21 protein-coding genes are annotated in these 23,319 nt (G+C 59.0%); 10 read left to right on the top strand and 11 right to left on the bottom strand.

Translation table 11 applies throughout. The features are described 5' to 3' along the window. The first annotated feature begins 95 nt into the window (after window positions 1-95). Complete coding sequence (locus E8M78_RS12850; RefSeq protein WP_137135401.1) at window positions 96-485, top strand: hypothetical protein; 390 nt, start codon at window positions 96-98, stop codon at window positions 483-485. A 196-nt stretch (window positions 486-681) separates the two neighbouring features. Then, a complete protein-coding gene (locus E8M78_RS12855; RefSeq protein ID WP_137135402.1) occupies window positions 682-2,121 on the top strand; it encodes a serine hydrolase in 1,440 nt (479 codons plus the stop codon). 67 nt (window positions 2,122-2,188) lie between these two features. Here the strand turns inward: E8M78_RS12855 and E8M78_RS12860 are convergent, their stop codons facing one another. From E8M78_RS12860 to E8M78_RS12875, 4 genes are all read right to left on the bottom strand, one after another. Further along, a complete protein-coding gene (locus E8M78_RS12860) occupies window positions 2,189-3,118 on the bottom strand; it encodes a pyridoxal-phosphate dependent enzyme (protein WP_137135403.1) in 930 nt (309 codons plus the stop codon). A 143-nt stretch (window positions 3,119-3,261) separates the two neighbouring features. Then, complete coding sequence (locus E8M78_RS12865) at window positions 3,262-3,975, bottom strand: L,D-transpeptidase (RefSeq protein WP_137135404.1); 714 nt, start codon at window positions 3,973-3,975, stop codon at window positions 3,262-3,264. Between the two features lie 192 nt (window positions 3,976-4,167). Continuing rightward, on the bottom strand, window positions 4,168-4,986 hold the full coding sequence (locus E8M78_RS12870; RefSeq protein ID WP_137135405.1) for a L,D-transpeptidase: 819 nt from the start codon (window positions 4,984-4,986) through the stop codon (window positions 4,168-4,170). A gap of 132 nt (window positions 4,987-5,118) precedes the next feature. Continuing rightward, window positions 5,119-6,072, bottom strand: a complete 954-nt coding sequence (locus E8M78_RS12875) for a prolyl oligopeptidase family serine peptidase (protein ID WP_137135406.1) — start codon at window positions 6,070-6,072, stop codon at window positions 5,119-5,121. A gap of 301 nt (window positions 6,073-6,373) precedes the next feature. Between E8M78_RS12875 and E8M78_RS12880 the strand changes: the two genes are divergently transcribed. Then, window positions 6,374-8,599 carry a methyl-accepting chemotaxis protein gene (locus E8M78_RS12880; RefSeq protein WP_137135407.1) on the top strand — a complete coding sequence of 742 codons (2,226 nt, stop codon included), beginning with the start codon at window positions 6,374-6,376 and terminating at the stop codon, window positions 8,597-8,599. Between the two features lie 55 nt (window positions 8,600-8,654). On the opposite strand, the gene E8M78_RS12885 is transcribed toward E8M78_RS12880, so the two are convergent. The 3 genes from E8M78_RS12885 to E8M78_RS12895 form a co-directional block, all read right to left on the bottom strand. Then, window positions 8,655-10,307: a cisplatin damage response ATP-dependent DNA ligase gene (locus E8M78_RS12885; protein ID WP_137135408.1), complete on the bottom strand. Its 1,653-nt coding sequence runs from the start codon at window positions 10,305-10,307 to the stop codon at window positions 8,655-8,657. 271 nt (window positions 10,308-10,578) lie between these two features. After that, window positions 10,579-11,589 carry a ligase-associated DNA damage response exonuclease gene (locus tag E8M78_RS12890; protein WP_137135409.1) on the bottom strand — a complete coding sequence of 337 codons (1,011 nt, stop codon included), beginning with the start codon at window positions 11,587-11,589 and terminating at the stop codon, window positions 10,579-10,581. Between the two features lie 40 nt (window positions 11,590-11,629). Next, window positions 11,630-13,144: an MDR family MFS transporter gene (locus E8M78_RS12895; protein ID WP_137135410.1), complete on the bottom strand. Its 1,515-nt coding sequence runs from the start codon at window positions 13,142-13,144 to the stop codon at window positions 11,630-11,632. A 114-nt stretch (window positions 13,145-13,258) separates the two neighbouring features. Between E8M78_RS12895 and E8M78_RS12900 the strand changes: the two genes are divergently transcribed. Continuing rightward, window positions 13,259-13,771: a MarR family transcriptional regulator gene (locus E8M78_RS12900; RefSeq protein ID WP_137135911.1), complete on the top strand. Its 513-nt coding sequence runs from the start codon at window positions 13,259-13,261 to the stop codon at window positions 13,769-13,771. 55 nt (window positions 13,772-13,826) lie between these two features. Here the strand turns inward: E8M78_RS12900 and E8M78_RS12905 are convergent, their stop codons facing one another. Continuing rightward, complete coding sequence (locus tag E8M78_RS12905; RefSeq protein ID WP_170973416.1) at window positions 13,827-14,276, bottom strand: GNAT family N-acetyltransferase; 450 nt, start codon at window positions 14,274-14,276, stop codon at window positions 13,827-13,829. Between the two features lie 248 nt (window positions 14,277-14,524). On the opposite strand from E8M78_RS12905, the gene E8M78_RS23310 reads away from it, so the two are divergent. The 4 genes from E8M78_RS23310 (at window position 14,525) to bioB (ending at window position 17,370) form a co-directional block, all read left to right on the top strand. Next, entirely contained in the window at window positions 14,525-14,698 is a 174-nt protein-coding gene (locus E8M78_RS23310) for a hypothetical protein (RefSeq protein ID WP_170973417.1), read from the top strand. A 37-nt stretch (window positions 14,699-14,735) separates the two neighbouring features. Further along, window positions 14,736-15,188 carry a MarR family transcriptional regulator gene (locus E8M78_RS12910; protein WP_137135412.1) on the top strand — a complete coding sequence of 151 codons (453 nt, stop codon included), beginning with the start codon at window positions 14,736-14,738 and terminating at the stop codon, window positions 15,186-15,188. Window positions 15,189-15,222: 34 nt separating this feature from the next. Continuing rightward, window positions 15,223-15,969, top strand: a complete 747-nt coding sequence (locus E8M78_RS12915; protein ID WP_205910237.1) for an alpha/beta hydrolase — start codon at window positions 15,223-15,225, stop codon at window positions 15,967-15,969. Window positions 15,970-16,356: 387 nt separating this feature from the next. Then, the gene (gene bioB / locus E8M78_RS12920; protein WP_137135414.1) at window positions 16,357-17,370 is read left to right on the top strand and encodes a biotin synthase BioB; all 1,014 of its coding nucleotides are present in this window, start codon (window positions 16,357-16,359) and stop codon (window positions 17,368-17,370) included. A gap of 35 nt (window positions 17,371-17,405) precedes the next feature. Here bioB and E8M78_RS12925 read toward each other — a convergent pair whose 3' ends face one another. After that, a complete protein-coding gene (locus E8M78_RS12925) occupies window positions 17,406-18,950 on the bottom strand; it encodes a diguanylate cyclase (RefSeq protein ID WP_137135415.1) in 1,545 nt (514 codons plus the stop codon). A gap of 241 nt (window positions 18,951-19,191) precedes the next feature. Here E8M78_RS12925 and E8M78_RS12930 point away from each other — a divergent pair, with 241 nt between their 5' ends. After that, complete coding sequence (locus E8M78_RS12930) at window positions 19,192-20,577, top strand: TIGR03808 family TAT-translocated repetitive protein (RefSeq protein WP_281405063.1); 1,386 nt, start codon at window positions 19,192-19,194, stop codon at window positions 20,575-20,577. 98 nt (window positions 20,578-20,675) lie between these two features. Further along, window positions 20,676-21,341 (top strand): glutathione S-transferase family protein, encoded by a 666-nt coding sequence (locus E8M78_RS12935; protein ID WP_137135417.1) that lies wholly within the window; start codon window positions 20,676-20,678, stop codon window positions 21,339-21,341. Here the strand turns inward: E8M78_RS12935 and E8M78_RS12940 are convergent. Both E8M78_RS12940 and E8M78_RS12945 read right to left on the bottom strand, forming a co-directional pair. Further along, a complete protein-coding gene (locus tag E8M78_RS12940) occupies window positions 21,289-21,993 on the bottom strand; it encodes a DUF2087 domain-containing protein (protein ID WP_137135418.1) in 705 nt (234 codons plus the stop codon). The genes E8M78_RS12935 and E8M78_RS12940 overlap by 53 nt on opposite strands. 165 nt (window positions 21,994-22,158) lie before the next feature. Then, window positions 22,159-23,082: a LysR substrate-binding domain-containing protein gene (locus E8M78_RS12945; RefSeq protein WP_137135419.1), complete on the bottom strand. Its 924-nt coding sequence runs from the start codon at window positions 23,080-23,082 to the stop codon at window positions 22,159-22,161. Between the last annotated feature and the right edge of the window lie 237 nt (window positions 23,083-23,319).

Here is a 23,319-nt window from a genome sequence, read left to right on the forward strand (position 1 = left end):
CAAAACTGCTGTGGCACAACACCGTGCCCACCTTGCCAGCGACCGCGGATTTCTTTACTTTGACGTGAACGTCAAAAAACCTTGAGGAGAGTTTGATGAACGAGCTGGTCAGCCGCGTGGCGGACAATGTGGGCATTGCGCCGGATGTGGCCGAAAAGGCCGTGGGCATGATGCTGGGTTTCCTGCAGCGCGAAGCCGATGACGGTGCCGTTGCCCGCATGATCGAGGCCATTCCTGGCGCGCCGGAACTGGTGGCAAAGTTCAATGGCGAAGGCGCTGGTGGCGGCGGCCTTCTGGGTGGTCTGATGGCAAGCCTCGGCGGCGGTGTCATGGCGCTTGGCCAGCAGCTGATGGGCCTTGGCCTCGGCATGGGGGAGATCACGTCGCTCGCCCGCGAAACAATCGCCGTTGCCCGCGAACATGCCGGTTCCGAAACCGTGGATCAGGTCGTCGGTTCGGTTCCGGGCCTCAGCCAGTTCGTCTGATACGAGTTTCCTACCTGGATTCAAAACGCCGACTTGCCCGTGCAGGTCGGCGTTTTTGTTTCGTCCATGATTCATCGTCACTTTCTGCAGCCAAGCAACCACCCGTTAACCAGAATTTGAAAAACTAAAATTGTATCTAATTTTCCGCCGCTTTTTGCCCGATATGTAAAGCGGATTGGCAATTCGGGGGTTTTCGATGACAGGATGGGTGTGCACCACGTGGCGACGCGCGACACAGGCAGTTTTTGTGGTGCTGGCCTTCACGGTATCGACACCGGCATGGGCGGGTTATGCGCACTTCATCATGGATGCCAATAGCGGCAAGGTTCTGGATGCGCAGGACGCCGACACGCTGAACCATCCGGCATCGCTGACCAAGATGATGACGCTCTATATGGTGTTCGAGGCGCTGCATGACGGACGCCTTCGCTGGGACCAGCGCATTGTGATGTCGGCCAATGGCGCACGCACCACGCCTACCAAGCTGGGCCTCAGACAGGGCGAAACGTATACGGTGCGCGAGGCGGTTCTGGGCATGATCGTAAAATCCGCCAATGACGTGGCGGAAGGGATTGGCGATCATCTCTATGGTTCGGAAGACAAATTCGCAGCAGCCATGACGCGCAAGGCGCGCCAGCTCGGCATGAGCCGGACCGTGTTTCGCAATGGCTCCGGCCTGCCAGACAGCCAACAGGTGACGACGGCGCGCGACATGGCGCGGCTCGGGCTGGCGCTCATTCGCGATTTCCCGCAGGAATACCGCCTGTTTTCCACCCAGTCCTTTGCGTTTCGGGGCAGAACCATTCGCGGCCACAACAACCTGATGTATCGCTACAAGGGCATGGACGGTATCAAGACCGGCTATACCAATGCCAGCGGCTTCAACCTCGTCAGCGCCGTGAACGACAATGGCCGCCGCGTGATCGGCGTGGTGCTGGGCGGTCGTACTGCCCGCGCTCGCGATGCGCAGATGGCCTCGCTTCTGGACAAGGCCATGCCAAAGGCCGGCACACGCGCCGGTGCGGGCCTTGTGGCGGAAGCGCCTAGCGGCCCGACGCCTCTGTTTCCAACGCGCCTGCCGCGCAACAATGTACCGATGCCGGTGGTGGCGCAAGAAGTGGCAACGACGCAGCCTCCGCGACCCGCCTCCCCTGCCGTGACACCGGCCATGCCCGCACCGCCTGCGGCTGCAGTTGCACCGGCTCGCCCGGTTGTGGCCGAACGCTATCAGCCGGTGCCATCTGCACCTGTTCGCAGCCAGCCGGAACAGGCTCCGACACAGGTTGCGTCCGTTGCGCCCTCCTCTGCAAGCCTTGGCTATGCAGCACCGTCGAAATCGGATCTCTCGCCACCGGCGGACTTACCCTTCAAGACTGCCGCCGCTCCCGGCTGGCGCGTCCAGTTGGGGGCAACAGGCAGCGAAGGCGAGGCCATCAGCCTGCTTGGCCGCGCGATGGACAAGCTCGACGGCAAGTTCCAGAACCTGACGCCCTATACGGAAACGGTTCACAGCGGCTCTTCCACACTGCACCGCGCCCGCTTCTCCGGTTTCTCAAATCAGGCGGCGGCTCAATCGGCCTGCAAGCTTCTGTCATCCGCCAAGTTCGCCTGCCAGGTGGTGCCAGCGGGCGGTTGAGAACTGTGCTTTGTGTAAAGCAAGACATGAAGAAGGCGCCGGATCGGCGCCTTCTTCATGGTTTCGTTCAACTTTGATGCGGCAAATTCTCGACCAAGCCTTTTAGCTTGTCGATAGAGGTTGTTGCACCGCCGCAGACGATGACAAGCAAACGCTCGTAGCCCGCCACGTGCATCGGGGCTGAATAGGCGACTGCCAGTGCTGCGCCGCAAGCCGGTTCCACAACCACCCGATGATCATCCGCAAAGCGAAGGCAGGCCTCAACGGCTGCCCGATCATCTAGCACCACGCTTTGAACTGGCCTGTTCTGGCTGATCTGAAACGCGTGTTCGGAGACTCTGCGCGCGCCAAGAGAGGTTGCGATGCTGGTAATAGCAGGCAGCTCGACCAGCGCCCCCGCGTCAAGCGCCGCCGAAAGGGAGGCGGCGCCGTGCGTTTCAACCGCGACGATGGGAATATCGCCCAAGCCGTTGCGTGCCAGCCCTTCGGCAACACCGCACAGAAGGCCACCCCCGCCAACTGACAGGATGACCGCATCGAAAGCTGCTCCGGCCTGGACCACTTCATCGATCACGGTCGCATGCCCCTGCCACAGGAGCGGATCGTCAAAGGGGTGAATGAAGGCAGCGTCTTCTCCCATCGCCTGAAGCGCAAGTTCGTTGGCTTCCTGCCAGGAGGCCCCATGAACCACGAGCTCTGCACCTTCCAGACGAATGAGCGCCTTTGCCTGCTCTGTCGTCGTCTCCGGAACGTAGACAGTAACCGGCACTGACAGCATTCGACCGGCATAGGCAACGGCCAGACCGGCATTGCCGCCGGAGGATGAAATGAACCGCCGTTTGCCCTGCGCAACATGATGTTCGCAGGCCGCACCGACACCCCGGATCTTGAAGGAACCGGCTGGCTGCAGAGCATCCATCTTCAAAAGGACCGGACGTTCAGCGGCCAGCGACAGGGTGCGCGATTCAAGCAGAGGCGTACTGATGTGTAAGGGCATGGAGACCTTGCGGAAACGAGAGGATGGCCAACAAGCTGGTCGAGTTCGATAGAGATTATGGATACAGGCTTGTCGACAGGTCATTCAACAAAAAACCCCGGCGTCTGCCGAGGGTTTCAGTATGATTGCAATCGAGTTCCAGCTTACTGCCAGACGATGATGCGGGCCTTGTTGGGCACCCGCTCGTAGAGGTCGATGATGTCCTGGTTCATCAGGCGCACGCAGCCAGAGGAAACCGCCTTGCCGATGGAGTTCCACTCCGGATTTCCATGCAGGCGGTAAAGTGTGTCCTTGCCGTTCTGGAAAATGTAGAGCGCACGCGCGCCGAGCGGGTTCATAAGGCCTGGCTCCATGCCGCTGGTGCCGGGACCATATTTTGCAAGCTGCGGCTGACGTGCCACCATTTCCGAAGGCGGCGTCCATTTCGGCCATTTCTGACGCCACTGGATGACACCCTCGCCCTGCCAGGCAAAGCCTTCGCGGCCAATGCCCACCCCATAGCGCATGGCCGTCTGGCCGCCGGCTTCAACCAGATAGAGAAAGCGCTGCTGCGTATCCACCACCACGGTGCCTGCCGGTTCGCCGGTCTCGTTCGGCACGCGCTGGCGGTAGAAGCGCGACGGAATCTTCCAATAGGGAACCGCCGGAATGACGAAGCCGCCATCGACGATTTCGCCGTAGGTCGCATCGAGTTCCGGAGAACGGCCAGGCGGAAGAGAAGGCGCAAAGGCCGGCGACGCGGCGGCAATGGGGGTAAAACGCTGTGGACCTGAGGATGCGCAACCCGCAAGCGTAGATGCAGTGCCGACGGCGAGCAAGCTCAGGAGGCGGCGGCGGCTGAAAAGATCAGTGGTCATGAGATTGGATATACTTCTTCACTAGAACGGCGGTTGGAACACCGGGCGGTACTCCAAAAAACGCCAACCAACGGATGATCGCGACAATGGTTCCCTTATTGTGGCCAGAAGAAGTATAGAGCGCCTTAATTTAGGAGATAGTGTCGTATCCAGCACCTTAACGTGAAGGGGGTGTGATCCCAGGACCACAAATCAGAGGACGACGATCGGGCTGGAGGCTGGAACACGATCATAAAGGTCTATCACGTCCTGATTGAACATGCGCACGCAGCCGGACGAAGTTGCCTTGCCGATGGATTGCCAGTCAGGCGTTCCGTGCACCCGATAAAGCGTATCCTTGCCATCCTTGAAGATATAGAGCGCGCGCGCGCCAAGGGGATTGTTTAGACCCGGCAGAGCCCCGCCTTCAGCGGCGGCAAACTGGCGCAGTTCCGGCTGGCGGGCCACCATGTCCTGCGGCGGGGTCCAGCGTGGCCATTTTGCCTTCCACTGGATCATGCCCCTGCCCGTCCAGGCAAAGCCATCGCGGCCAAGACCGACACCGTAGCGGATAGCCTTGCCGCCGGGCTGAACCAGATAGAGGAAGCGCTGCTTCGTATCCACCACGATGGTGCCGGGCGCCTCCATCGTCTGATAATCGACTTCCTGCCGCAGGTAGCGGGCATCTACACGGCTGTAGGGAATAGCGGGAAGCGTGTGTCCATCATCGCGGATGCCGGCGTAATAGGTGCGATGCACAGGGTTGGAAACCGGCATGCCGTAGGTCTGGTGGAACTGGGTCTGGTAGAGCTGCCGCTTCTGCGGAATGGCCTGCTGCTTCTGGGTCGGCTGCGGCTGTGGCTGTGGCGGCGATGATGGATTGTAGAAGACGGGTGCGGTTTCCTGCACGAAGACATCCGGGTTCATGCGGCTGGTATCCGTGACGAGGATGCAGCCAGACAGCACCGTGGATGTTGCCAGAAGCACGGCAAGGGTGATCAGTGTTCGAGACTGGCGAGGAAAATGCGGCATGAGATCGCTTCCGGCAGATGACGTCGGTTACGATTTTGCCATTCTCAACTTTCGCGAGGCTGGCGTATCAGCGATTTCTTGAGCGCATGGCTTTGCCGCAAAACCGCGTCACACTTTTGCGTGGCCCATGCTTCAGGCCCCATATTCCTTGAAGAAGCGGATGCTTTCGACCACGGCACCGGGAACGACGCCGTTGTGATTGCCTGGCAGCAGCCGATGATCGACACGCTGGCCCGCCGCACGTCCACGCTCGATGGTCAGCTGTTGATTGCGGTCGAAGGGCCGTTCCTCCGTGCCGCGCAAGAGTAGCGTCGGACACTTCAGGCTATGCCCGAAGCAGACAGAGGAACGCATGACGAATTCCTGCGGGTTATGCATGTCGAAGCGGATCTCTTCATCGAAGCGACCGAAATAGCGCCATGCATCGACACCCGCAGACATGGGCACAGAAGCCTTAAACATGGGAACGGCCATGCTGGCCAACAGCGCTAGCGTGCCGCCATTGCTGTGACCGGCAAGATAGAGCCTATCCTTATCCACCCCCGGCAGACTTGCGAGGTGGCGCGCAGCGGCCAGAGCATCCGATGTCTCGTCGTAGAAGCCGGAATAATTCCCCGCCTGCCCGTTCTCTCCCCGGAAGGAGGGCAGCATCACGACAAAGCCTGCATCGGCATAGGGTTTCATCAGTTCCCAATGGCCGTCGCCTGTTGCATTGCCCCCGTGCAGGAACAGAACGCCGGGCTTCAACACCTTATCAGGCTTATATTCATTGACCCAGGCAATCAGTTGCAGCGTTTCGTCGGGGCCGCCAGCATACGTGATGCGCTGCGCACCCGGCGGTTTGCCGAGCGCAGAAGAGACTTCCGGCGAGGGTCCTTTCACCACGAGATGCGTGCGAAAATACTTTCGCGCCTCGGCATAATCCATCCGCTCCAGCGGCGGAACTTCAGGGATGGGAAATTCGGGCTTGTGTTCCGGACCGGTGGCTTGCCCTGCGGGTGCTGTGACCGCCTGCGCCCGCGCCAGATAGGGTGCGGAGAGGGTCAAGCCTAAACCTGAAAGCAGGACACGACGATGAAGGAGCATGAAGCGAGATCCCGGCGGTTGTACCTGCTACAATAGGTATCATCGCATCAGGCAAGAACAAGGCAAAGCGCCATCAAACTTTCTCGATCAGCAGCCCATCTCAAAGGCCGCCGCATCGTTGGCTGCCGAGCATAGGAATCACAAAGAAAATAAATAATATCAATGCCATAGCCTTGCGGCTGAAATATTCATATTACATAAATTCGTGATATTTGATGATGCATCATCCCATTCATGAGAGTTAAATAATAAATTACCAATTTACTCTATTTCTTGCATGGATTTGAGGTGGGGCTTTACCATGCTAAAAAATATGTCAATTCGATCGAAAATATACGGCGGCTTCAGTATCGTTCTCGCGATACTTTCTGTAATCGCCGCGCTCTCGGTATTCTCCAACATTTCCAGCAAGAGGGATTTCGGCGACTATCGATCCGTTGCGCGCATGACAAATGAGGCGGGCCGGATACAATCGAACATGCTCGAAGCCCGCCTTGCATTCTACCGCTATCAGGTTGTCCAGACAGACGCAGGCAAGCAAGACCTGAATGATCGCCTGACCGCTACACGCGAGATTGCCAAGGCCATGGCCGATCTGGCGCGCACTGATCAGGAAAAGGCCGCGGCCACCAACTTCGCTCAGCAGGCCCAGACTTATGGGGATGCTTTCGCAAAGGTGGCAAGTCTGCAAGAGAGCGTCAACAAGTTGACCGCGGAACAGCTGAACAGGCTCGGGCCCAAGCTTTCCGCAGATCTGACCGAACTGGCGGAAGCCTTAGAAAATGCTGGAAACACGCAAGCGGCGTTTCAGACCTCTGCCTTGCAAAACGATGTCTATGGCATGCGTCTGGCTATGAACAAATTCCTGCTTGCCAATGCCGAAGAAGATTTTACGCGCGCCACGGAAGCCGCCGCCAATGCCAAGGCGCAGACCGACGTGGTGTTGAAACTGATCGTCGATGCTGGTCGCCGTGAACGCATGATGGGCAGTGTTGGTGATCTGGCCGCCTATAGCGAAGCCATGAAGACTGCCTACAAGACGATCGTCGAGAAGAACGCCATCATTGAAAACACCATGAACAGGATTGGCCCGGCAGTTTCCAGCGCTGTCGAAGAGCTGAAAATTGCGATGAAGAAAGAGCAGGACACGCTTGGCCCGGAAATTCAGAACTCCATGGAAGCGGGTATTTTGAATTCGAGCATTCTGGGCGTCCTGGCTGTGCTGATTGCCGTGTGTGTGGCCTATCTCATAGCGCGCAGCCTGACGGTGCCGATCTCGGCTCTGACCCGTGCCATGGGCGATCTGGCAGCGAACCGCCTGGAGACGGACATTCCGGGCATGGAGATGAAGAACGAAATCGGCTCCATGGCCAAGGCGGTGGATGTGTTCAAGCAGAATGCCATCCGGGTGCGCGAGTTGACAGCGCAGGAAGCGGCACTGCAGGAAAAGAATGCCGACCTGCAATCCAATATTGCGGTCGTCGTCGACGCAGCCGTCGCCGGAAACTTCAGCCGACGGATTACCAAGCGATACGACAATCCTGCGCTGGATAGCTTTGCGACAAACGTAAACACTCTGGTGGAGTCGGTTGATAGTGGCATTACCGAAACAAGCCGGGTGGTTGCAGCCCTGGCCCAGGGCGATTTGACGGCCGCCATGAGCGGCCGCTTCCAGGGAGCCTTCGCCGATCTTCAGACCAACGTGAACCAGACCATGAAGACCCTGCGGGAACTGATGCAGGAGGTTCGTCAATCCGCCGATGCCATCAATGGTGGCGCGGGCGAAATGCGAAACGCTTCGAACGACCTGTCCCGCCGCACGGAAACGCAGGCCGCCTCGCTGGAAGAAACCTCTTCCGCGCTGGAGGAAATTACAGTGGCCGTTCGCACCTCTACCGAGCGGGCGCAGGAATCCAGCAAGATGGTGACCGAAGCCCGCCAGTTCGCCGAACGCTCTGCTGGCGTGGTGGAAGAAGCGACCTCCGCCATGAGCCGCATTGAACAGGCATCCAACGAGATCACACAGATCATCAACGTAATCGACGAGATTGCTTTCCAGACCAATCTTCTGGCGCTAAATGCAGGCGTTGAAGCTGCCCGCGCAGGAGAAGCAGGCAAGGGCTTTGCAGTCGTCGCACAGGAAGTACGCGAACTGGCGCAGCGCTCCGCAACCGCTGCCAAGGATATCAAGGCGCTGATCACGAAGTCCTCGCATGAGGTGGAAACCGGCGTTCAACTGGTAACCACCACAGGCGACGCGCTTCGCGAAATCCAGCAGAAGGTCATCGGCATTGCCGGTCAGATGGCGTCCATCGTCACCGCCGCACAGGAGCAATCCACAGGCCTGATGGAGGTCAGCACCGCCGTGAACCAGATGGATCAGGTAACCCAGCAAAATGCTGCCATGGTGGAAGAGGCTGCCGCCAGCACCTCACGCCTAGCAGAAGAAACGGCACACCTGAAATCGCTGATTTCCCGCTTCCGCATTCATGCTGAAGGCATGGCCGTCCACAGCCGCGCTGCATAAACGCCCGATCCCCATGATCACGCAAGCCGCCGCTTCCCCGGCGGCTTGTTTCGTTTCAGGCCCCGATATCCTGCTCACGCCCCTCCACCATGGCGGTCAGCGTGGAAAGCCTGTCCGCATCACGCGGCAGCTTGTCCATTCTAAGCCTTGAAATACGGGGAAACCGCATGGCAACACCGGATTTGTGTCGCGTTGAGCGGTTGATACCCTCAAAGGCTACTTCCAGCACGAAACCGAAACCCGGTTCTGCCCGGACCGAACGGACCGGACCGAAGCGTTCCACCGTATTGTCGCGCACAAACTTGTCCAGAACCTCCAGTTCCGCATCGGTGAAACCGAAATAGGCCTTGCCAACCGGCACCAGTTGCTCGCCGCCCTCTCCTTCCGCCCAGACGCCGAAAGTGAAATCGGAATAGTAGCTGGAGCGTTTGCCGTGGCCGCGCTGGGCATACATCATCACCGCATCCACATTGAAGGGATCACGCTTCCACTTGAACCACGGACCCTTGAGGCGACCGGCCTGATAGACGCTATCCTTGCGCTTGATCATCACGCCTTCGACGACCGGATCGGGGGGAGCCAGTCTTAGCTGATCGAGTTGCAGCCAGCTTTGGAAGTCGATCAGCGGTGAAATGTCGAACCGGTCATGCGGCGCTTTTTCGATGACCTCTGACAGTTCCTCGCGCCGCCGAAGATAGCTGCGTGCCCGGATATCCTCGTCGCGATCGAACAACAGGTCATAGGCGCGCACGAAGGCCGGATAATCCGCAATCATCTTCGCGGACACCGTCTTGCGGTTCAGCCGCTGCTGCAGATCGGAAAAAGTGCGGGTCGCGCTGTTGGAGCGGGCCGTGCCCCCCACCAGCAGTTCGCCATCGATGACGCCCTCGAAATTGATCGCATCGATGACATCGGGAAAGGCGCCGGAAATATCATCACCGGAGCGGGAATAGAGCTTTTTTGTGCCACCAAAGCTCGACATCTGCACGCGGATGCCATCCCATTTCCACTCGGCGGCGTAGTCCTCAGGGTTCAGCTTGTCGAGATCGCCCTCTTCCACGGGATTGGCCAGCATGACCGAATGGAAGATGGCAGGCGTTGCGAGAACCGGCTTCTCGGCTTTGCCCTCCAGCCAGGCAAACAGCGGCTCATAGGGCGGCTCAAGTCCGTGCCACAAGGTTTCGATTTCGGTCACGTCTTTCTTCATGCCATCGGGACCGCTCATCTCCGCCAGCGCCTGCTTGGCAAGCCGTGCCGAGACACCGATACGCAGCGAACCGGTGGCGAGCTTCAGGAAAGCGAAGCGGCTGGAGTGATCGAGATGATCCAGCAGATCGCGCACGGCAGAACGAACCTCCGTGCGGCCCAGCGCATTCATGCGGGCCACGACCTCACCAAGGCGTGGCTGCTCGCCTTCGCTTACATGCTCCTTTTCGCCACCGTCCCAGATCAGCGATATCGTCTCGGCCAGATCGCCGACATAATCATAGGAATACTGGAAGAGCACCGGATCGAGCTTTTCCAGCGCCAGCTCTTTCAGCAGTGCAGGCTTGATGGCCTTGAGATCCAGCGCTCCGGCCAGAGCCGCCAACCCGTATCCACGGTCGGGATCAGGGGTGGAGCGGAAATAATCGGTCAGCAGCGTCAGCTTGCCATTGCGCGATGGGGTGAGAACCAGACGGTCGAGAAGCGTTGCGAAGGGTTTCATGGGTGAAGCCTCCGCGATGGGGCATGACGGAAGCCGCACACTCCCACCTCCCCTTGAGGGGGAGGTCGGCGCGCCGCGCCGGGTGGGGTGACAAGCGGTACGGCATGAGGAGGCCGGAGAGAACAAAGCGCTAGAGCAAGAAGGCGGACAGGCCGCACTCTAAAGAAGGTGTTGCTATCACCCCACCCGCAGCTGCGCTGCGACCTCCCCCTCAAGGGGAGGTGGGAACGGGTAGCGCCGTTGCAATCCTTCGCCATCGAAAGCGCCCTCATCAATCCCCCTCGTCCTCATAGCCAACGAGATGCAGTGGTTTGGCAGGCAGGCCCTGAAGCTCGCACCAGCGCACCAGCGCCTCCTCCCGCCCATGGGTGACCCAGACTTCCTGCGGGGAGATCTCCCGGATTGTTTCCAGAAGCTCCGGCCAGTCGCAGTGATCGGAAATAACCAGCGGCAGTTCCACCCCGCCCTGCTTGGCGCGCTGGCGCACCATCATCCAGCCGGAGGCAAAGGCAATCAACGGCTCGTTGAAGCGCCGTGCCCAGCGATCCTGAAAGGCCGAGGGCGGGCCGACGACAATCGCGCCGTGGAAGGCAGAAGGGTCCTTCTTTTCGATGGTGGCAGGGCGCAGTTCCCCAAGCTCGATGCCCTGGCTCACATAGTAATCGCAGAGCCTGGCCAGCGCGCCATGGATGAAGATGGGCTTGTCATAGCCGCAGTCCCGGATGAGACGAATGACGCGCTGCGCCTTGCCGAGCGAATAGGCTCCGACCAGATGCGTGCGCTCCGGGAACTGGCGGATGGACGCCAGCAGCTTGCGCGTTTCGGCCTTCGGGTCCGGGTGGTGAAAGACCGGCAGGCCAAAGGTGGCTTCGGTGATGAAGACATCGCAAGGCACCGGCTGGAAGGCATCACAGGTGGGATCGACACCACGCTTGTAATCGCCGGAGACGACGATGCGCATTCCATCCTTTTCGATGGCGATCTGGGCCGAGCCCAGCACATGGCCGGCGGGATGGAAATGCACGCTCACGCCATCCACATCGATCACCTCGCCCCACTCGGCCACCTGCTGGCTTCGGGTGAAATCCTCGCCATAGCGCAGCGCCATGATATCCAGCGTCTGGCGGGTGGCCAGCACCTTGCCGTGGCCTGCACGGGCATGATCGGAATGACCGTGGGTGATGAGCGCCCGTTCCACAGGGCGCACAGGATCGACATGGAAATTGCCGAGCGGGCAATAGAGCCCGGCAGGTGTGGGATGCAGCAGCGCCTCTGGTTTCATGCGCTTGAAGATAGGCGTTTGCGAAGCGTTTAAAAGGCCTTCAGTTCGCCTTCTCTGCCACCGGCAGACGGACGGGCTTCAACATCAAAGCGGCAATGAGACCGACAACGGCAAAGCCGACCGCAGTAAGGAACATGGGCTCGAAAGCATTCGCATAGGCATTGGCAATGGCCATGCGGGTGGCTTCCGGCAGTTTTGCCATCTGGTCCGGCGAAATGGCGGCAGCATTCTCGACACCGGGAATGCTGATGCCGTGCATATGCGAGGCAATGACGGCGCCATAGACCGAGATGGCAATGGCCGCGCCGCCCATGCGCGTGAGCGTGACGGCGCCGGTGGCAGAACCGACATCGGCGCGCGGCGTGGCATTTTGCACCCCGATGATCGGCCCCTGCTGGCCAAGGCCCACAGAAAGCCCCTGCAGCAGCATGACGAGGGCAACCAGCACCAAGGAGCTTCCCGCATGCAGCTGGGAGAACAGAAGCAGCGTGACAATATTCAGCACCAATCCCGCCACCACGAAGGGCTTGTAGCGACCAGTTTTCGAAATAAGACGTCCGGCTGTCAAAGAACCGATGACGATGCCGCCGGTGACGGCAATAAAGAACAGCCCGGCTTGCGTTGGCGAAAGGCCCGTCGTCATCTGCAGGAAGAGTGCGAAGTAATTGACCATGCCGATGGCAACGCCGCCGGTCATAAGGGAGATGATGAGGAAGAGCGAAAAGGTGGAATCCTTGAACAAGCGAAGCGGAACGATGGGTTCCGGCACGCGACGTTCCACCATGACCCAGGCCACGGCGGCAAAGGTGCCAAGCGCGAAGACGGCCAGACTGCCGAGCGAGAAGATCGACCCGAACAGCGTAATACCATCCGTCAGCAGCACCACGCAGGTGCTGGCAGCGGCCAGCAGGATTGCACCGAGATAATCAATCTTCGGCTGACGGCTGGGGCGGCGGTTGGGCAGCAGAAAGATGAGGCCCGCCAGCACGAAGATGCCGATGGGCAGATTGATGAGGAAGATGGAGCGCCAACCGAAGAGATCGCTCATCGTGCCACCGATCAGCGGGCCGACGCTTCCCGAGGCCATGATGACAAGGCTGGAATAGCTTTGGTAACGCGCCCTCTCGCGCGGCTCGAAGAGATCCGCATTGATGGCAAAGATTGACACCATGATGCCACCGCCGCCAAGGCCCTGGAAGACGCGCGCGGCGATGAGCGAATTCATCGACCAGGCCAGACCGCACAGCAAAGAGCCCAGGGTGAAGAGAGTGACGGCACCGATGATGACGTATTTTCTGCCGAACAGATCGCCCAGCTTGCCATAGACAGGCATGACCGCGCTCATGGCCAGAAGGAAGGCAGAGCCCACCCAGCCGAACCTCTCCAGCTCACCAAACTCGCTGACGATCGTTGGCAGGGCGGTGGAAACGATCTGGTTATCGAGCGTGGCCATGAACATGGCCGTGAGCAGGAAGAGAAAGATGACGAGCCGCCGGGTGTGACTGGTCACCAGGGGAGGCAGCGGCAATTCGGCTGGGCGGGAAGACATGTCCATGAAGCATTCCTGAATTTTGGGAATTCATGTGCTAAACGCACATAATTGTCAACGTCAAACGCGTGCCTTCAGCAGAAGCTTGAACGAAACATGCAGTTGATATACGGGTTCCACATGCAGAAGGATCAGGCCACAATTCAGGGTGAGCAGAAACCGAACGCCGATGCTCTAAGGATCGGCGATACGATGACGCGTATGCGCCTGATGATGGGTCGCCGGGTGATCAGCCGCATTGCCATTGCGCGCGTTGCGCCGGGTCTTGATCTTTCGCAACTGGATATTCTGGATGTGGTGCATCGGCTTCGGGCGGAACAACAGACCGTGACGGTGGGGGCCATTGCCGACGCCATGCGGCTTGATGCCTCCCGCGGCAGCCGGCTTGTGGCAGAACTGGTTGCCCGCGGCATCTTGCGGCGGGACGCCTGCCAGGAAGACGGACGTCGCTCGCTGATCCAGATCACGCAGGCGGGCGAAGCGCTGCTTTCGGAGTTGCGCAATGTCAAACAGGACATGATCGAAAGCGTTCTGGAAGATTGGAGCCCGCAGGAGCGCCACGCCTTCGGCACACTCTTCGAACGCTTTATCGACCGCTTCGACCAGATTTCGCATATTCCCGAACAAGACTGAACAACAGGCGGGCGAGGCTCTTCAGCGACACATGCGGACATAAAGGTCGAACACCCTAGGGCAGCCGCACGTATCGCTGGCGGACGACTTTACCCTCTGTCCATATGTCGCGCGGTGTGAAACCGCAGTTCTCGTAAAATTTCCTAGCTGGAACCGCTCCCGGACTACCTGCAACGAAGGTGTCCACATAAATGCAAGCCTGCGCGGGTATTTTGGCAATGGCAGCATTTACAAGTGAATTGCCTACACCGAGGCGCTGAAAGGATGAACGAACCGCGAGCCAGCGGATGGCATAGGTGTCGCCGCCACCCCCTATGATGACACCTCCCGCAAATTCGCGATCCCCATCATTTGTTCTTGCGCAGTAGGCCTGCTGCTGCGCAATCTTCCGGATCAGGACAGCATCGAAATCCGGCATGAGACCGAAGAGAGGCGCGACTTCCTCAGCCAGCCCAAGCCAAGGCTCTAAATCATCATGTACCGCCAAGTTGATTTGGATTTGCATCCACGGCCTCGCCATATGCTCAGGTATTCTTAACAGACAGCGATGAGTTTGTCCGCAAAGGACCAAGCCCGGACGTCAACATTTCACCCGCTGAAGTCCGTTCTGGCCGTCGGCCATCCCAGCATGAGACATTCCGTTTGCCGCGCCCATTCCAGCCGCCAACCTGAAGAGCTCATCTGCCCCGCTCTCGCTTTGCCGCCGACATACCTGCTCGCTGCAAGGTTCGTCAGCTTCCTTGAAGAGTGCGCGTGGTCCTCAAGGTCCGTTCGCGGCTTGTGCTTCTGCTAATTGCCAGGCTGAGGCAAGGACTTCTCCTGACAGAGACGGGCAAGTTCATTGCCGCTGTTGGCTCTTTTACCGACAACTTCATCCCAAGCGAGCCGAAAAAGAACCCGCTCAACATTGACAACCAGGTTGTCTAAATGACAATCTGGTTGTCAATTGAGGCTGGAGATCGCGATGGGACGTGAGAAAGACATCAAGGCGATCACCGACCTGATACGACCGGTGTTCCACGGGCTTTATAAAGCAGCCGAGCTGAACCTGAGGACGCGGTCGATTTCCGTACCACAACGCGGAATGCTTCAATGCTTGTTCGAACACGGCGCGCAAACCGTGCCAACGCTGGCCCAACGCCTGCTTGTCCAAAGGCAATTTGCTCTTCGTTTGGCCAATGAACTGGAACACCTGAAACTGGTGGAGCGGGAAACAAATCCGGCTCACAAACGATCGGATCGATTTGGGGTGTCGGAAGAAGGCGTACGCCTGATTACCGAAGTGCTGGCGATGGAGGCCAACGTATCTTCGCAGGCACTACAGCAAACAACCGATGAGGAACTCGCCGCAGCGGTCAGGGTTCTCTCCGCGCTCCGGTCGTATTTTGGTGCGGAGCGGTCGGGTGAAGCTGACTAGAATAACAACAGTATCTGGCCCATGCGATTACTGGATGGGAGGCCAAGGCTCGCCCGTGTTGCTCGTCCATGGCGGCTGGGCGGGAGCCGAGGCGCACTGGGGTGCAGTATGGTTGGACCTGGCCAAGCAGCATACGGTGATTGCAATCGAACTGCCAGGCATATGGAGAGATTTTGAGACATCGCTGGTCAACTACAACGACTATGCCAGCATCTGTGCGGACCTATTGGCTGCGCTCAAACTCCATGATGTAGCGGTTGTTGGAAATTCGCTTGGCGCAAGTATTGGATGGCAACTCGCATCGGACCGTCCTGACCTCGTTCGGCATCTGATCATGGTCGACGGTTTTCCTCCGAGAAAGCTTCCGATACGGAAAGTCCTCGGGGCTGTGCCTTTCCGTTCACTCGCCCTCAGGAGCCTTATTGCCAATTTCTATAGCCCCGCGGTGCTCAAGACCGCGTTTTGCGATCCAGCCAATGTACCGGATGCAATCCGAGCCAATCTCTCGCAATCGGGTTCCGACATGGCAAACATAATGTTTCGCCTCCTCTACTCCGTAACGAGCTCCCCCGACCTGCTGTCGACCAAGATAGACTTCATCTGGGGCGAACAGGATGGTTTGCCGCAGCTAGGACTGGCCAGTGGCCGCAAGCTATGCTCTGCCAACCCGTCTTCTCGTATTTTCCCGATTGCACAGGCTGGGCATTTGCCACAGGTCGAGAACCCGATCGCCTTCATTACCGCAATACAACAGGTGCTCTCAGATGATGGAGAGGAATGAGAAACAATGCACCTCGAAGCAGCACCCACTCCCGCGCAAGACAGGACGGGAACGCACTAAAAGTCGCCGTTGCCTGCTCATCATCTATCGACCTGGCCTTCCCTATAGGGACTCGAAACCAAGCAAAGCTGAAGATCCAATTTTCGAAGGGAACCCGATCCAAGCGCCGCAATCGACGCTATGCAGCCGAGATCATTACTCGGCTGCAGGATGGGCACCCGCCTGGGCAGCAAGGTCAACGTCTTCCGGCTGGCGGGATTTTTATCTATAAAAATTTGCGGCTGAGATAATGATTCACCGCAAGTCTCCGCGCCGAGGTTGCGATTCCGGCGGAGTTGTGCACTTATGCGCTCCTTCGTTCAAAATTATAGATAAAATGGTAAAGCTATGGATCACGGCATCGTCAAGGCGGCAGAAGGAAGAACACAGGTGGCTGTCGGCAGCGTGAGGCTGGACTGGACGGTGGATGAAATCCTGGCGGTGCATCAACTGCCGTTGCTGGAGCTGGTCGGTCGCGCCAATGCCATTCACCGCGAGCATCACGATCCCAACAAGGTGCAGAAGGCGAGCCTGCTTTCCATCAAGACCGGCGGTTGCCCAGAAAACTGTGCCTATTGTCCGCAGTCCGCGCATCATCGAGAAGTGGACCTGACGAAGGACCGGCTGATGGATCCGGCCAAGGTGATCAGTCTCGCAGCCAAGGCCAAGGCGGCGGGTGCTGAACGATTCTGCATGGGGGCTGCCTGGCGCGAGGTGCGCGATGGCAAGGATTTCGATGCCGTGGTGCAGATGGTGGAAGGCGTGAGGGATCTCGGAATGGAGGCCTGCGTCACGCTGGGCATGCTGAAGCCCCACCATGCGGCACGGCTGGCGGCGGCAGGACTGACCGCCTATAACCACAATCTTGATACAAGCCCGGAATTCTATAGCGAGATCATCACGACCCGCACCTATGAGGATCGGCTGGAGACACTGGCGACCGTTCGCTCCTACGGCATCGATCTCTGCTGCGGCGGCATTATCGGCATGGGGGAAAGCCTGCGCGACCGCGCCTCTATGCTGCATGTTCTCTCAACGATGAATCCGCATCCGGAAAGCGTTCCGATCAATGCGCTGGTGCCGGTCGAGGGAACACCGCTCGGGCATCACACGCCCATTGATCCGCTGGAACTGGTGCGCATGGTGGCGACGGCGCGGATCGTGATGCCCACGTCCACGGTCCGCCTGTCGGCGGGTCGCTCCAGCCTGAACCGGGAGGCGCAGATCCTCTGCCTGATCGCCGGGGCGAATTCGGTATTCTATGGCGATAAGCTGCTGACCACGCCCAATGCCGAGCTTGGCGAGGATGCAGCCCTTTTCGGTGCTATTGGCGCACAAGTTCGGGATAATGCTTCGGCCTGAGACCATATGGCGGGAGAGCGGCCAAGGGAAGCCACTCACTCGGCGGGACATGCCTCTGCCGGGAGCGAGCGACCGGAGACGATACGGGTCATCGGGGCGACCGCCAGCTTGTCGCGCCCTCCGGCCTTGGCCTCGTACATGGCCGCATCGGCGCATGCGAGAAGCTCCTCGGGCGTTGTTCCGTCTTTCGGGAAGAAGGCCACGCCCATGCTGGATGTAGCATGAATGCTGTGGCCCTCGAATTCGATAGGCGCCGCCATCAACCGGCGGATATCATCCAGGCGACGCAGGACATGCGCCTCATCCTGCATCGGATTGCTGAAGACGATGGCGAATTCATCGCCGCCCAGGCGCACGGCAAGGTCCGTCGAGCGGATGGATTCGATCAGCCGGTGCGAAATCACTTTCAGGACCTCGTCGCCCACGGCATGGCCGAGCCCGTCATTGATCTGCTTGAAATTATCGAGGTCGATATAGGCGACCGTGATCTTGCGGCTTTCGCGCGCAGCCTGGGCAAGCGCCCGGCTGAACTGCGGCCAGAAGAGAGCGCGATTCGGGAGGCCGGTCAGCGGATCGTGATGGGCCATATAGCGAATTTTCTGCTCGTTGCGCGCCCGCTCAATGGCGATGCCCGCCAGATCGGAGGCAAGGCTCGTCATTCTGAGTTCCGCCTCGCTCGGCTCGCGCACGGTTTCCGAATAGAGCGCCAAGGTGCCGAGCACCGTTCCATCAGCCGCCAGCAGCGGCGTGGACCAACAGGAGCGGAGATTGAAGGCCCCGGCGATCTCCTTGAAATCATCCCACAGGGGATCGCTCTGAATATCGCGCACCATCACCGCCGCTCGGCGCCAGGCTGCGGTTCCGCAAGAGCCCACTTTCGGGCCAATCTGCACACCATCGATGATCCGTACATAGGCATCCGGCAGGCTGGGAGCCGCACCATGCCTCAGGCAAGCAGCCTCTTCCTCGAAAAGAAGAATGGAGGCGTAGATGCCGGTCAAAGGTTGCTGCACCATCAGACAGATACGATCGAGAATGTCGCGCAGCGGCTTTCCGCGCGCAACCATTTCCAGCGCCTGCGCATAGGCTTGCCTGATCTCTTCGTGCTGCTTGCGTTCGGTTATATCGCGGGACATCACCATCAGGCCCACCACCTGGCCATCATCGCCTCGCAAAGGGGTGCGCGTCATGAGAAGCCAGGTCTTGCGACCATCCGGCCCCTCCACCACCTCTTCGCGCTCGTCCACCATGCCAAGCGCCATCAACTGCTGCTCCAGCAGGAAACGCGCCTCAACCTCCTCGCTGTAAATATTATCGGGCGTGAGGGTGAGCGGCGCACCGTGACGGATGCGCGCCATGGCCGCCGAATTGGCAAAGACCAGCCGGCCCAGACGATCCGTCATGTAGACTTCTTCGGAAAACTGATCCAGCAGCGCGCGGGCATCGAGCGTCTGGATGACGGTCGAGTGACCGTCCTCTGCGGAAAACAAAGTCGAAATCCGGATCAGGCGCTGGCGCAAATCCTGGAGCGAATCATCCGGCAACAGTGAGGAACCGCCGCCAGCCATAGCATCTGTCATAAGCAATCTCTCCCCGCGCACATTCGACACATCCGGGCTCTGCCACTGTCCCGCCGCTGGCAGAGATAACTCCCGAACTATGCACGCGTAGGCGCAACGGTGTGAATAATGGGGCACAATCCCTTACCCTTACTTAACTTGCACAGCACAAAGTGAAACGTTTTTCACGCAAGCCAAGCCGGGGTGAATCCGGTGCTTCAATCCGATACACTGGCGGATGCCAAACAGTGAGCGCATCAGGATGAACTTAATTAAGTCTTTGTCACGTCGAGACTTTTTCATGCTCACCGGGGCAGCAGCGGCCGCGTCGATTCGGCCCGACAGCCCCCTTGCCGCATCACGCCAGGAACCACAGGCGGATCTCCGCGGCTCCATCGACCCGGGACGCTTTGGTCTGGTAGCGGACGCTTCCAAAGCCAATACCGCCTATCTTGCCGATCTCATGCGCAAGGCAGCGGCTCGCGACATGCCGGTCTTCCTGCCGCCTGGCACCTATCCCCTGTCACAGTTCGATCTTCCGGAGAACACCCGCCTGACCGGCATTGCCGGTGCCAGCCGTATCGCCTTCACCGGCGGCAGTCATTTTCTGCGCGCGCGCGGACTGAAGCGTCTCAGCCTGTCCGGCCTTGTCATCGATGGTGCCAACCTGCCGCTTGGCGCCGAGGCGAAGGCCCTGTTTTCCGCGCAGTCAGTCAACGAGCTGACGATTGAGGATTGCGAGTTTACCGGATCTCGCCTGAGCGGCCTTCATCTGGAGGGATGCCGCGCCACGCTTCGTCGCAACCGGATCGGAAACGTGGCTGAATACGGTGTTTTGGCAGTCGATGGCATCAACAGTGCCGTGACGGACAACGAGGTGGCGAACTGTGGCAATGGCGGCATTCTGGTTCACCGCACGGTCAAAGGGTCCGACAGAACAATGGTGACCGGCAACCGCATTTCGCGCACACGAGCCGATTATGGCGGCACCGGCCCCTTTGGCAATGCGATCAACCTCTATCGTGCCGATGATGCGCTCGTCAGCGGCAACCACATTGCAGACAGCGCCTTCACCGCCATTCGCGCCAATGCCGCCTCCAATGTGCAGATCACCAATAACCAATGCCTGAATTCCGGCGAGACGGCCATCTATTCCGAATTCGGCTTCCAAGGGGCATTGGTGAGCGGCAATCTGGTGGATGGCGGGGCGAACGGCATTTCCGTCGTGAACTTCGATTCCGGCGGTAGGCTGGGCGTGATTTCTAACAACATCGTGCGCAATATCCGCGACAGCGGCCCTTACGTGCATGACAGCGTCGGCTTCGGCTATGGCATTGCGGCGGAGGCGGACGCCGCGATTTCCGCGAATGTGGTGGAGCGCGTGGCGCGCTTCGGCCTTCTGGCCGGCTGGGGGCCCTATCTTCGCAATGTGCTGGTGACCGGCAATATCATCCGTGAAGCGCAGACAGGCATGGCTGTCTCCGTGGTTGAAGAGGCCGGGCAAGTCACCATCGCCAACAACATCTTCGAACGCACGCCAAAGGGTGCGATCATTGGCTATCGCTGGCATGATGCCGCGACGGCAGATCTTGTCTTCGGCAGCAGCGCCTACAAACATCTGACCATCGCGGATAACCGCAGCCGTTGATCAAAAACATTCATGGCCAGTTCACGCGGACGGATCTTTCCTCCTGCCCCTGCCCTCCCTACTGTTCCGTCACCACGATCAGAAGGGACTGACAGACCATGGTAAAACTTTACGGTGCCTATCGCTCACGAGCCACGCGGCCGCTCTGGCTTCTGGCGGAAATGGGTATTCCGTTCGAGCATGTTCCGGTGGTGCAGGCGAAGCGCCTTGAAAACCCGCTTGCCCCCGATGCGCCGATCAATACGCAATCCGCAGCCTTTCTCGCGGTGAACCCGATGGGCACCATTCCCTCCATGGACGACGATGGGGTCAAGGTTCATGAATCGCTTGCCATTACCCTCTATCTCGCCAAGAAATACGGTGGCGAACTTGGCCCGCGCGATCTGGCGGAAGATGCGGCGATGATGCAATGGTCGCTGTTCGTTGCAACGGAAGTGGAAGCGACAGCCCTGAAAATCTCTTTCGCTTCGCTCTCTGAACAGACCGATGAGGTGAAGGCCGCGATCGAAGCATCGGCCAAAGCCTTGATCCGTTCTTTCGACGTGCTGGAAAAGCACCTGAAAGCCAAGACCTGGATGGTGGGCGATCGCTTTACCGTGGCAGACATCAACGTGGCGGAAATCGTGCGCTATGCCCAGTCTTACGCGCCACTCTTCGATGCCCGTCCGGCGCTGAAAGGCTGGCTGGAGCGGGCGCAGGCCCGCCCCGCCTTCAAGCAGATGTGGGAGAAGCGGCTGGCGGAACCTGCATCCGGGCCAGTCTGAACTGCTCGCGGCCGGAAGGCCGTGGCAAAACGTTTGCCCGCTTGCGCTGCTGCAGGCGGGCAATCACGCTTGCCGCTTCTGCTGGCGGTTTGGTCTCCACCCGCCGATAGACCTTGCAGTCCAGCGAGCGGGTCATCATGCCCCAGTCGATCATCTCACGACGCATGAGAACGTGATCGCCAAAGTCATTCATCCGTTTAAGAACCGCATTGACCTCCGGCTCCGTCAGATCGCGCCTGGACGGCATTGCGGCCCAGCACCACCAGAGCGCCAGTCTTTGATGCGAGGTCTTTTTCGACCAGCGCAAAAGAACGCCGCTCTCATCGAAGCATCGCAGAACCTGCTCGATCTTGCGGTGATCGATGGGGTCTGGCTCTGGCGTCTCGCGCGCATCAAAACGGGACTCGGCGGCACCACAAGCTGCTTGTTCATCGCATCGGATTGACCGAAAACCGGTCTCCACTTTTCGGTCCGATGCTTTCAAATGCTGGAAATTCCGGAAGCCCGCGCTGCGGGCCAGGATGTTGAGAAGCTCCAGATGGCTGACCGGCTTATCACCAGTTCCGGTCTCGCGGGCCAGAAGCTCTTTGCGAATGGATTTGGCGAAAGCGGAGACATCCGTCACCACCAGGCCCGATACAGTTTTCGACATCGTCATTATCCTCGATATCGTGCCGTGGAATACTGTCGGTGGTCACCGTCTTCCGACTCGGCACGAAGGACAACCTGTCGTGTAAACGGGGATGATGGCAGGTTTAGCTCCCGTCAAGAACGGGCGGTGACGCCTGGGTGAACTGCGGACCCTATGTGTCAAGGATTAGCGCCCACGCATTCGTTCGTCAAGAACCTCCCACTCGGCCATAGCTTCGTCCAGTTCATGGCGTAGCCATGCTTCAAACATTTGGACCTTGGGAGGACGCGGCGCACCAGCGCGTGTCACAAGGTAATGCCCCATACCTGTCGCGGCTTCTATTGGGAATGGCATAACAAGACAATCACGACTCAAGGCTGAGATGGCAAGAAGCCGCCATGCAAGCATGACACCCTGACCCGCAATCGCCGCCTCCAATGCAAGGGATGCTTCACTGAATACATGATGAGGCCGAATGCTGACATTCGAGAGACCGGCCTTCTCCAGCCAGACCTCCCATGAAAACATCGCGTGACCATCAATCAAGATGGGCATGTCGACAAGGTCGGCAGGCTCTCGCAGTTGTTGCGCAAGTGCGGGTGAGCACACTGGAAAAACCGTCTGCGGAAGAAGAAGGTGCGCATCCACGCCGGACCAACGACCGCGACCAATCCGAATCCCGACATCAACCTCATCGCGGGAAAAATCGGCAAGCTGCGTCGTTGCATCAAGTCGGAGGCGAATTTCCGGGTGTCGAGCTGTGAAACGATCGATGCGCGGCAGGATGAACCGTGACGCAAATACCGGGGCAATAGAGACGACCAGCAAAGTATCATCCGCTTGATGAAGAGATGAAACCGCCTCCGACAGTGTCTGAAATCCTTGCTCCAACCGTGCGATCAACTCAGCGGCGCCCTGCATGGGAACGAGCCCCTTTGGTGTACGGGCAAAGACCGCACGTCCCAATTGCGTTTCTGCTTTGAGAACCTGCTGGCTGACGGCACCTACTGTGACACCCAGTTCCTCGGCAGCTGCTTGCAATGAACCGAGGCGGGCGACGCATTCCAGCGCACGCAGCCCATTAAGATGTATACGATTGAGATTACGCATATAGATTTTCTATAGCATCCCGCTGATATTCTCAATTGAAACCCAGGGAGATTTACTGGAAATAAAGCTTGCAAATGAAACTATTTGCGAGATAACTCCCATGGTAATTTTAGATTTTCTAAAGTTAATGATCGCTTGGGCAGTCAAGCAGGACCCGACAACGTCAGAAGATCCTCTACAACACCCGGATATCCGGCGTATGGACGCCAGAGCCAAGGCCGATCTGCCAATGGACAG

It is taken from the genome of Rhizobium sp. FKY42 (genome assembly GCF_005222835.1).
In the GTDB taxonomy this organism is placed as follows: Bacteria; Pseudomonadota; Alphaproteobacteria; order Rhizobiales; family Rhizobiaceae; genus Neorhizobium.

Excerpts from the sequence above, each read along its gene's own strand:
- E8M78_RS12910 (WP_137135412.1), top strand. The coding sequence starts at position 14,736 with ATGGGACGTGAGAAAGACATCAAGGCGATCACCGACCTGATACGACCG.
- E8M78_RS12900 (WP_137135911.1), top strand. The coding sequence starts at position 13,259 with ATGCAGAAGGATCAGGCCACAATTCAGGGTGAGCAGAAACCGAACGCC.
- E8M78_RS12860 (WP_137135403.1), bottom strand. The coding sequence starts at position 3,118 with ATGCCCTTACACATCAGTACGCCTCTGCTTGAATCGCGCACCCTGTCG.
- E8M78_RS12945 (WP_137135419.1), bottom strand. The coding sequence starts at position 23,082 with ATGCGTAATCTCAATCGTATACATCTTAATGGGCTGCGTGCGCTGGAA.
- E8M78_RS12890 (WP_137135409.1), bottom strand. The coding sequence starts at position 11,589 with ATGAAACCAGAGGCGCTGCTGCATCCCACACCTGCCGGGCTCTATTGC.
- E8M78_RS12935 (WP_137135417.1), top strand. The coding sequence starts at position 20,676 with ATGGTAAAACTTTACGGTGCCTATCGCTCACGAGCCACGCGGCCGCTC.
- E8M78_RS12925 (WP_137135415.1), bottom strand. The coding sequence starts at position 18,950 with ATGACAGATGCTATGGCTGGCGGCGGTTCCTCACTGTTGCCGGATGAT.
- E8M78_RS12940 (WP_137135418.1), bottom strand. The coding sequence starts at position 21,993 with ATGTCGAAAACTGTATCGGGCCTGGTGGTGACGGATGTCTCCGCTTTC.
- E8M78_RS12875 (WP_137135406.1), bottom strand. The coding sequence starts at position 6,072 with ATGCTCCTTCATCGTCGTGTCCTGCTTTCAGGTTTAGGCTTGACCCTC.
- E8M78_RS12895 (WP_137135410.1), bottom strand. The coding sequence starts at position 13,144 with ATGGACATGTCTTCCCGCCCAGCCGAATTGCCGCTGCCTCCCCTGGTG.
- E8M78_RS12930 (WP_281405063.1), top strand. The coding sequence starts at position 19,192 with ATGAACTTAATTAAGTCTTTGTCACGTCGAGACTTTTTCATGCTCACC.
- E8M78_RS12855 (WP_137135402.1), top strand. The coding sequence starts at position 682 with ATGACAGGATGGGTGTGCACCACGTGGCGACGCGCGACACAGGCAGTT.
- E8M78_RS12915 (WP_205910237.1), top strand. The coding sequence starts at position 15,223 with ATGGGAGGCCAAGGCTCGCCCGTGTTGCTCGTCCATGGCGGCTGGGCG.
- E8M78_RS12865 (WP_137135404.1), bottom strand. The coding sequence starts at position 3,975 with ATGACCACTGATCTTTTCAGCCGCCGCCGCCTCCTGAGCTTGCTCGCC.
- E8M78_RS12870 (WP_137135405.1), bottom strand. The coding sequence starts at position 4,986 with ATGCCGCATTTTCCTCGCCAGTCTCGAACACTGATCACCCTTGCCGTG.
- bioB (WP_137135414.1), top strand. The coding sequence starts at position 16,357 with ATGGATCACGGCATCGTCAAGGCGGCAGAAGGAAGAACACAGGTGGCT.
- E8M78_RS12850 (WP_137135401.1), top strand. The coding sequence starts at position 96 with ATGAACGAGCTGGTCAGCCGCGTGGCGGACAATGTGGGCATTGCGCCG.
- E8M78_RS12885 (WP_137135408.1), bottom strand. The coding sequence starts at position 10,307 with ATGAAACCCTTCGCAACGCTTCTCGACCGTCTGGTTCTCACCCCATCG.
- E8M78_RS12905 (WP_170973416.1), bottom strand. The coding sequence starts at position 14,276 with ATGCAAATCCAAATCAACTTGGCGGTACATGATGATTTAGAGCCTTGG.
- E8M78_RS12880 (WP_137135407.1), top strand. The coding sequence starts at position 6,374 with ATGCTAAAAAATATGTCAATTCGATCGAAAATATACGGCGGCTTCAGT.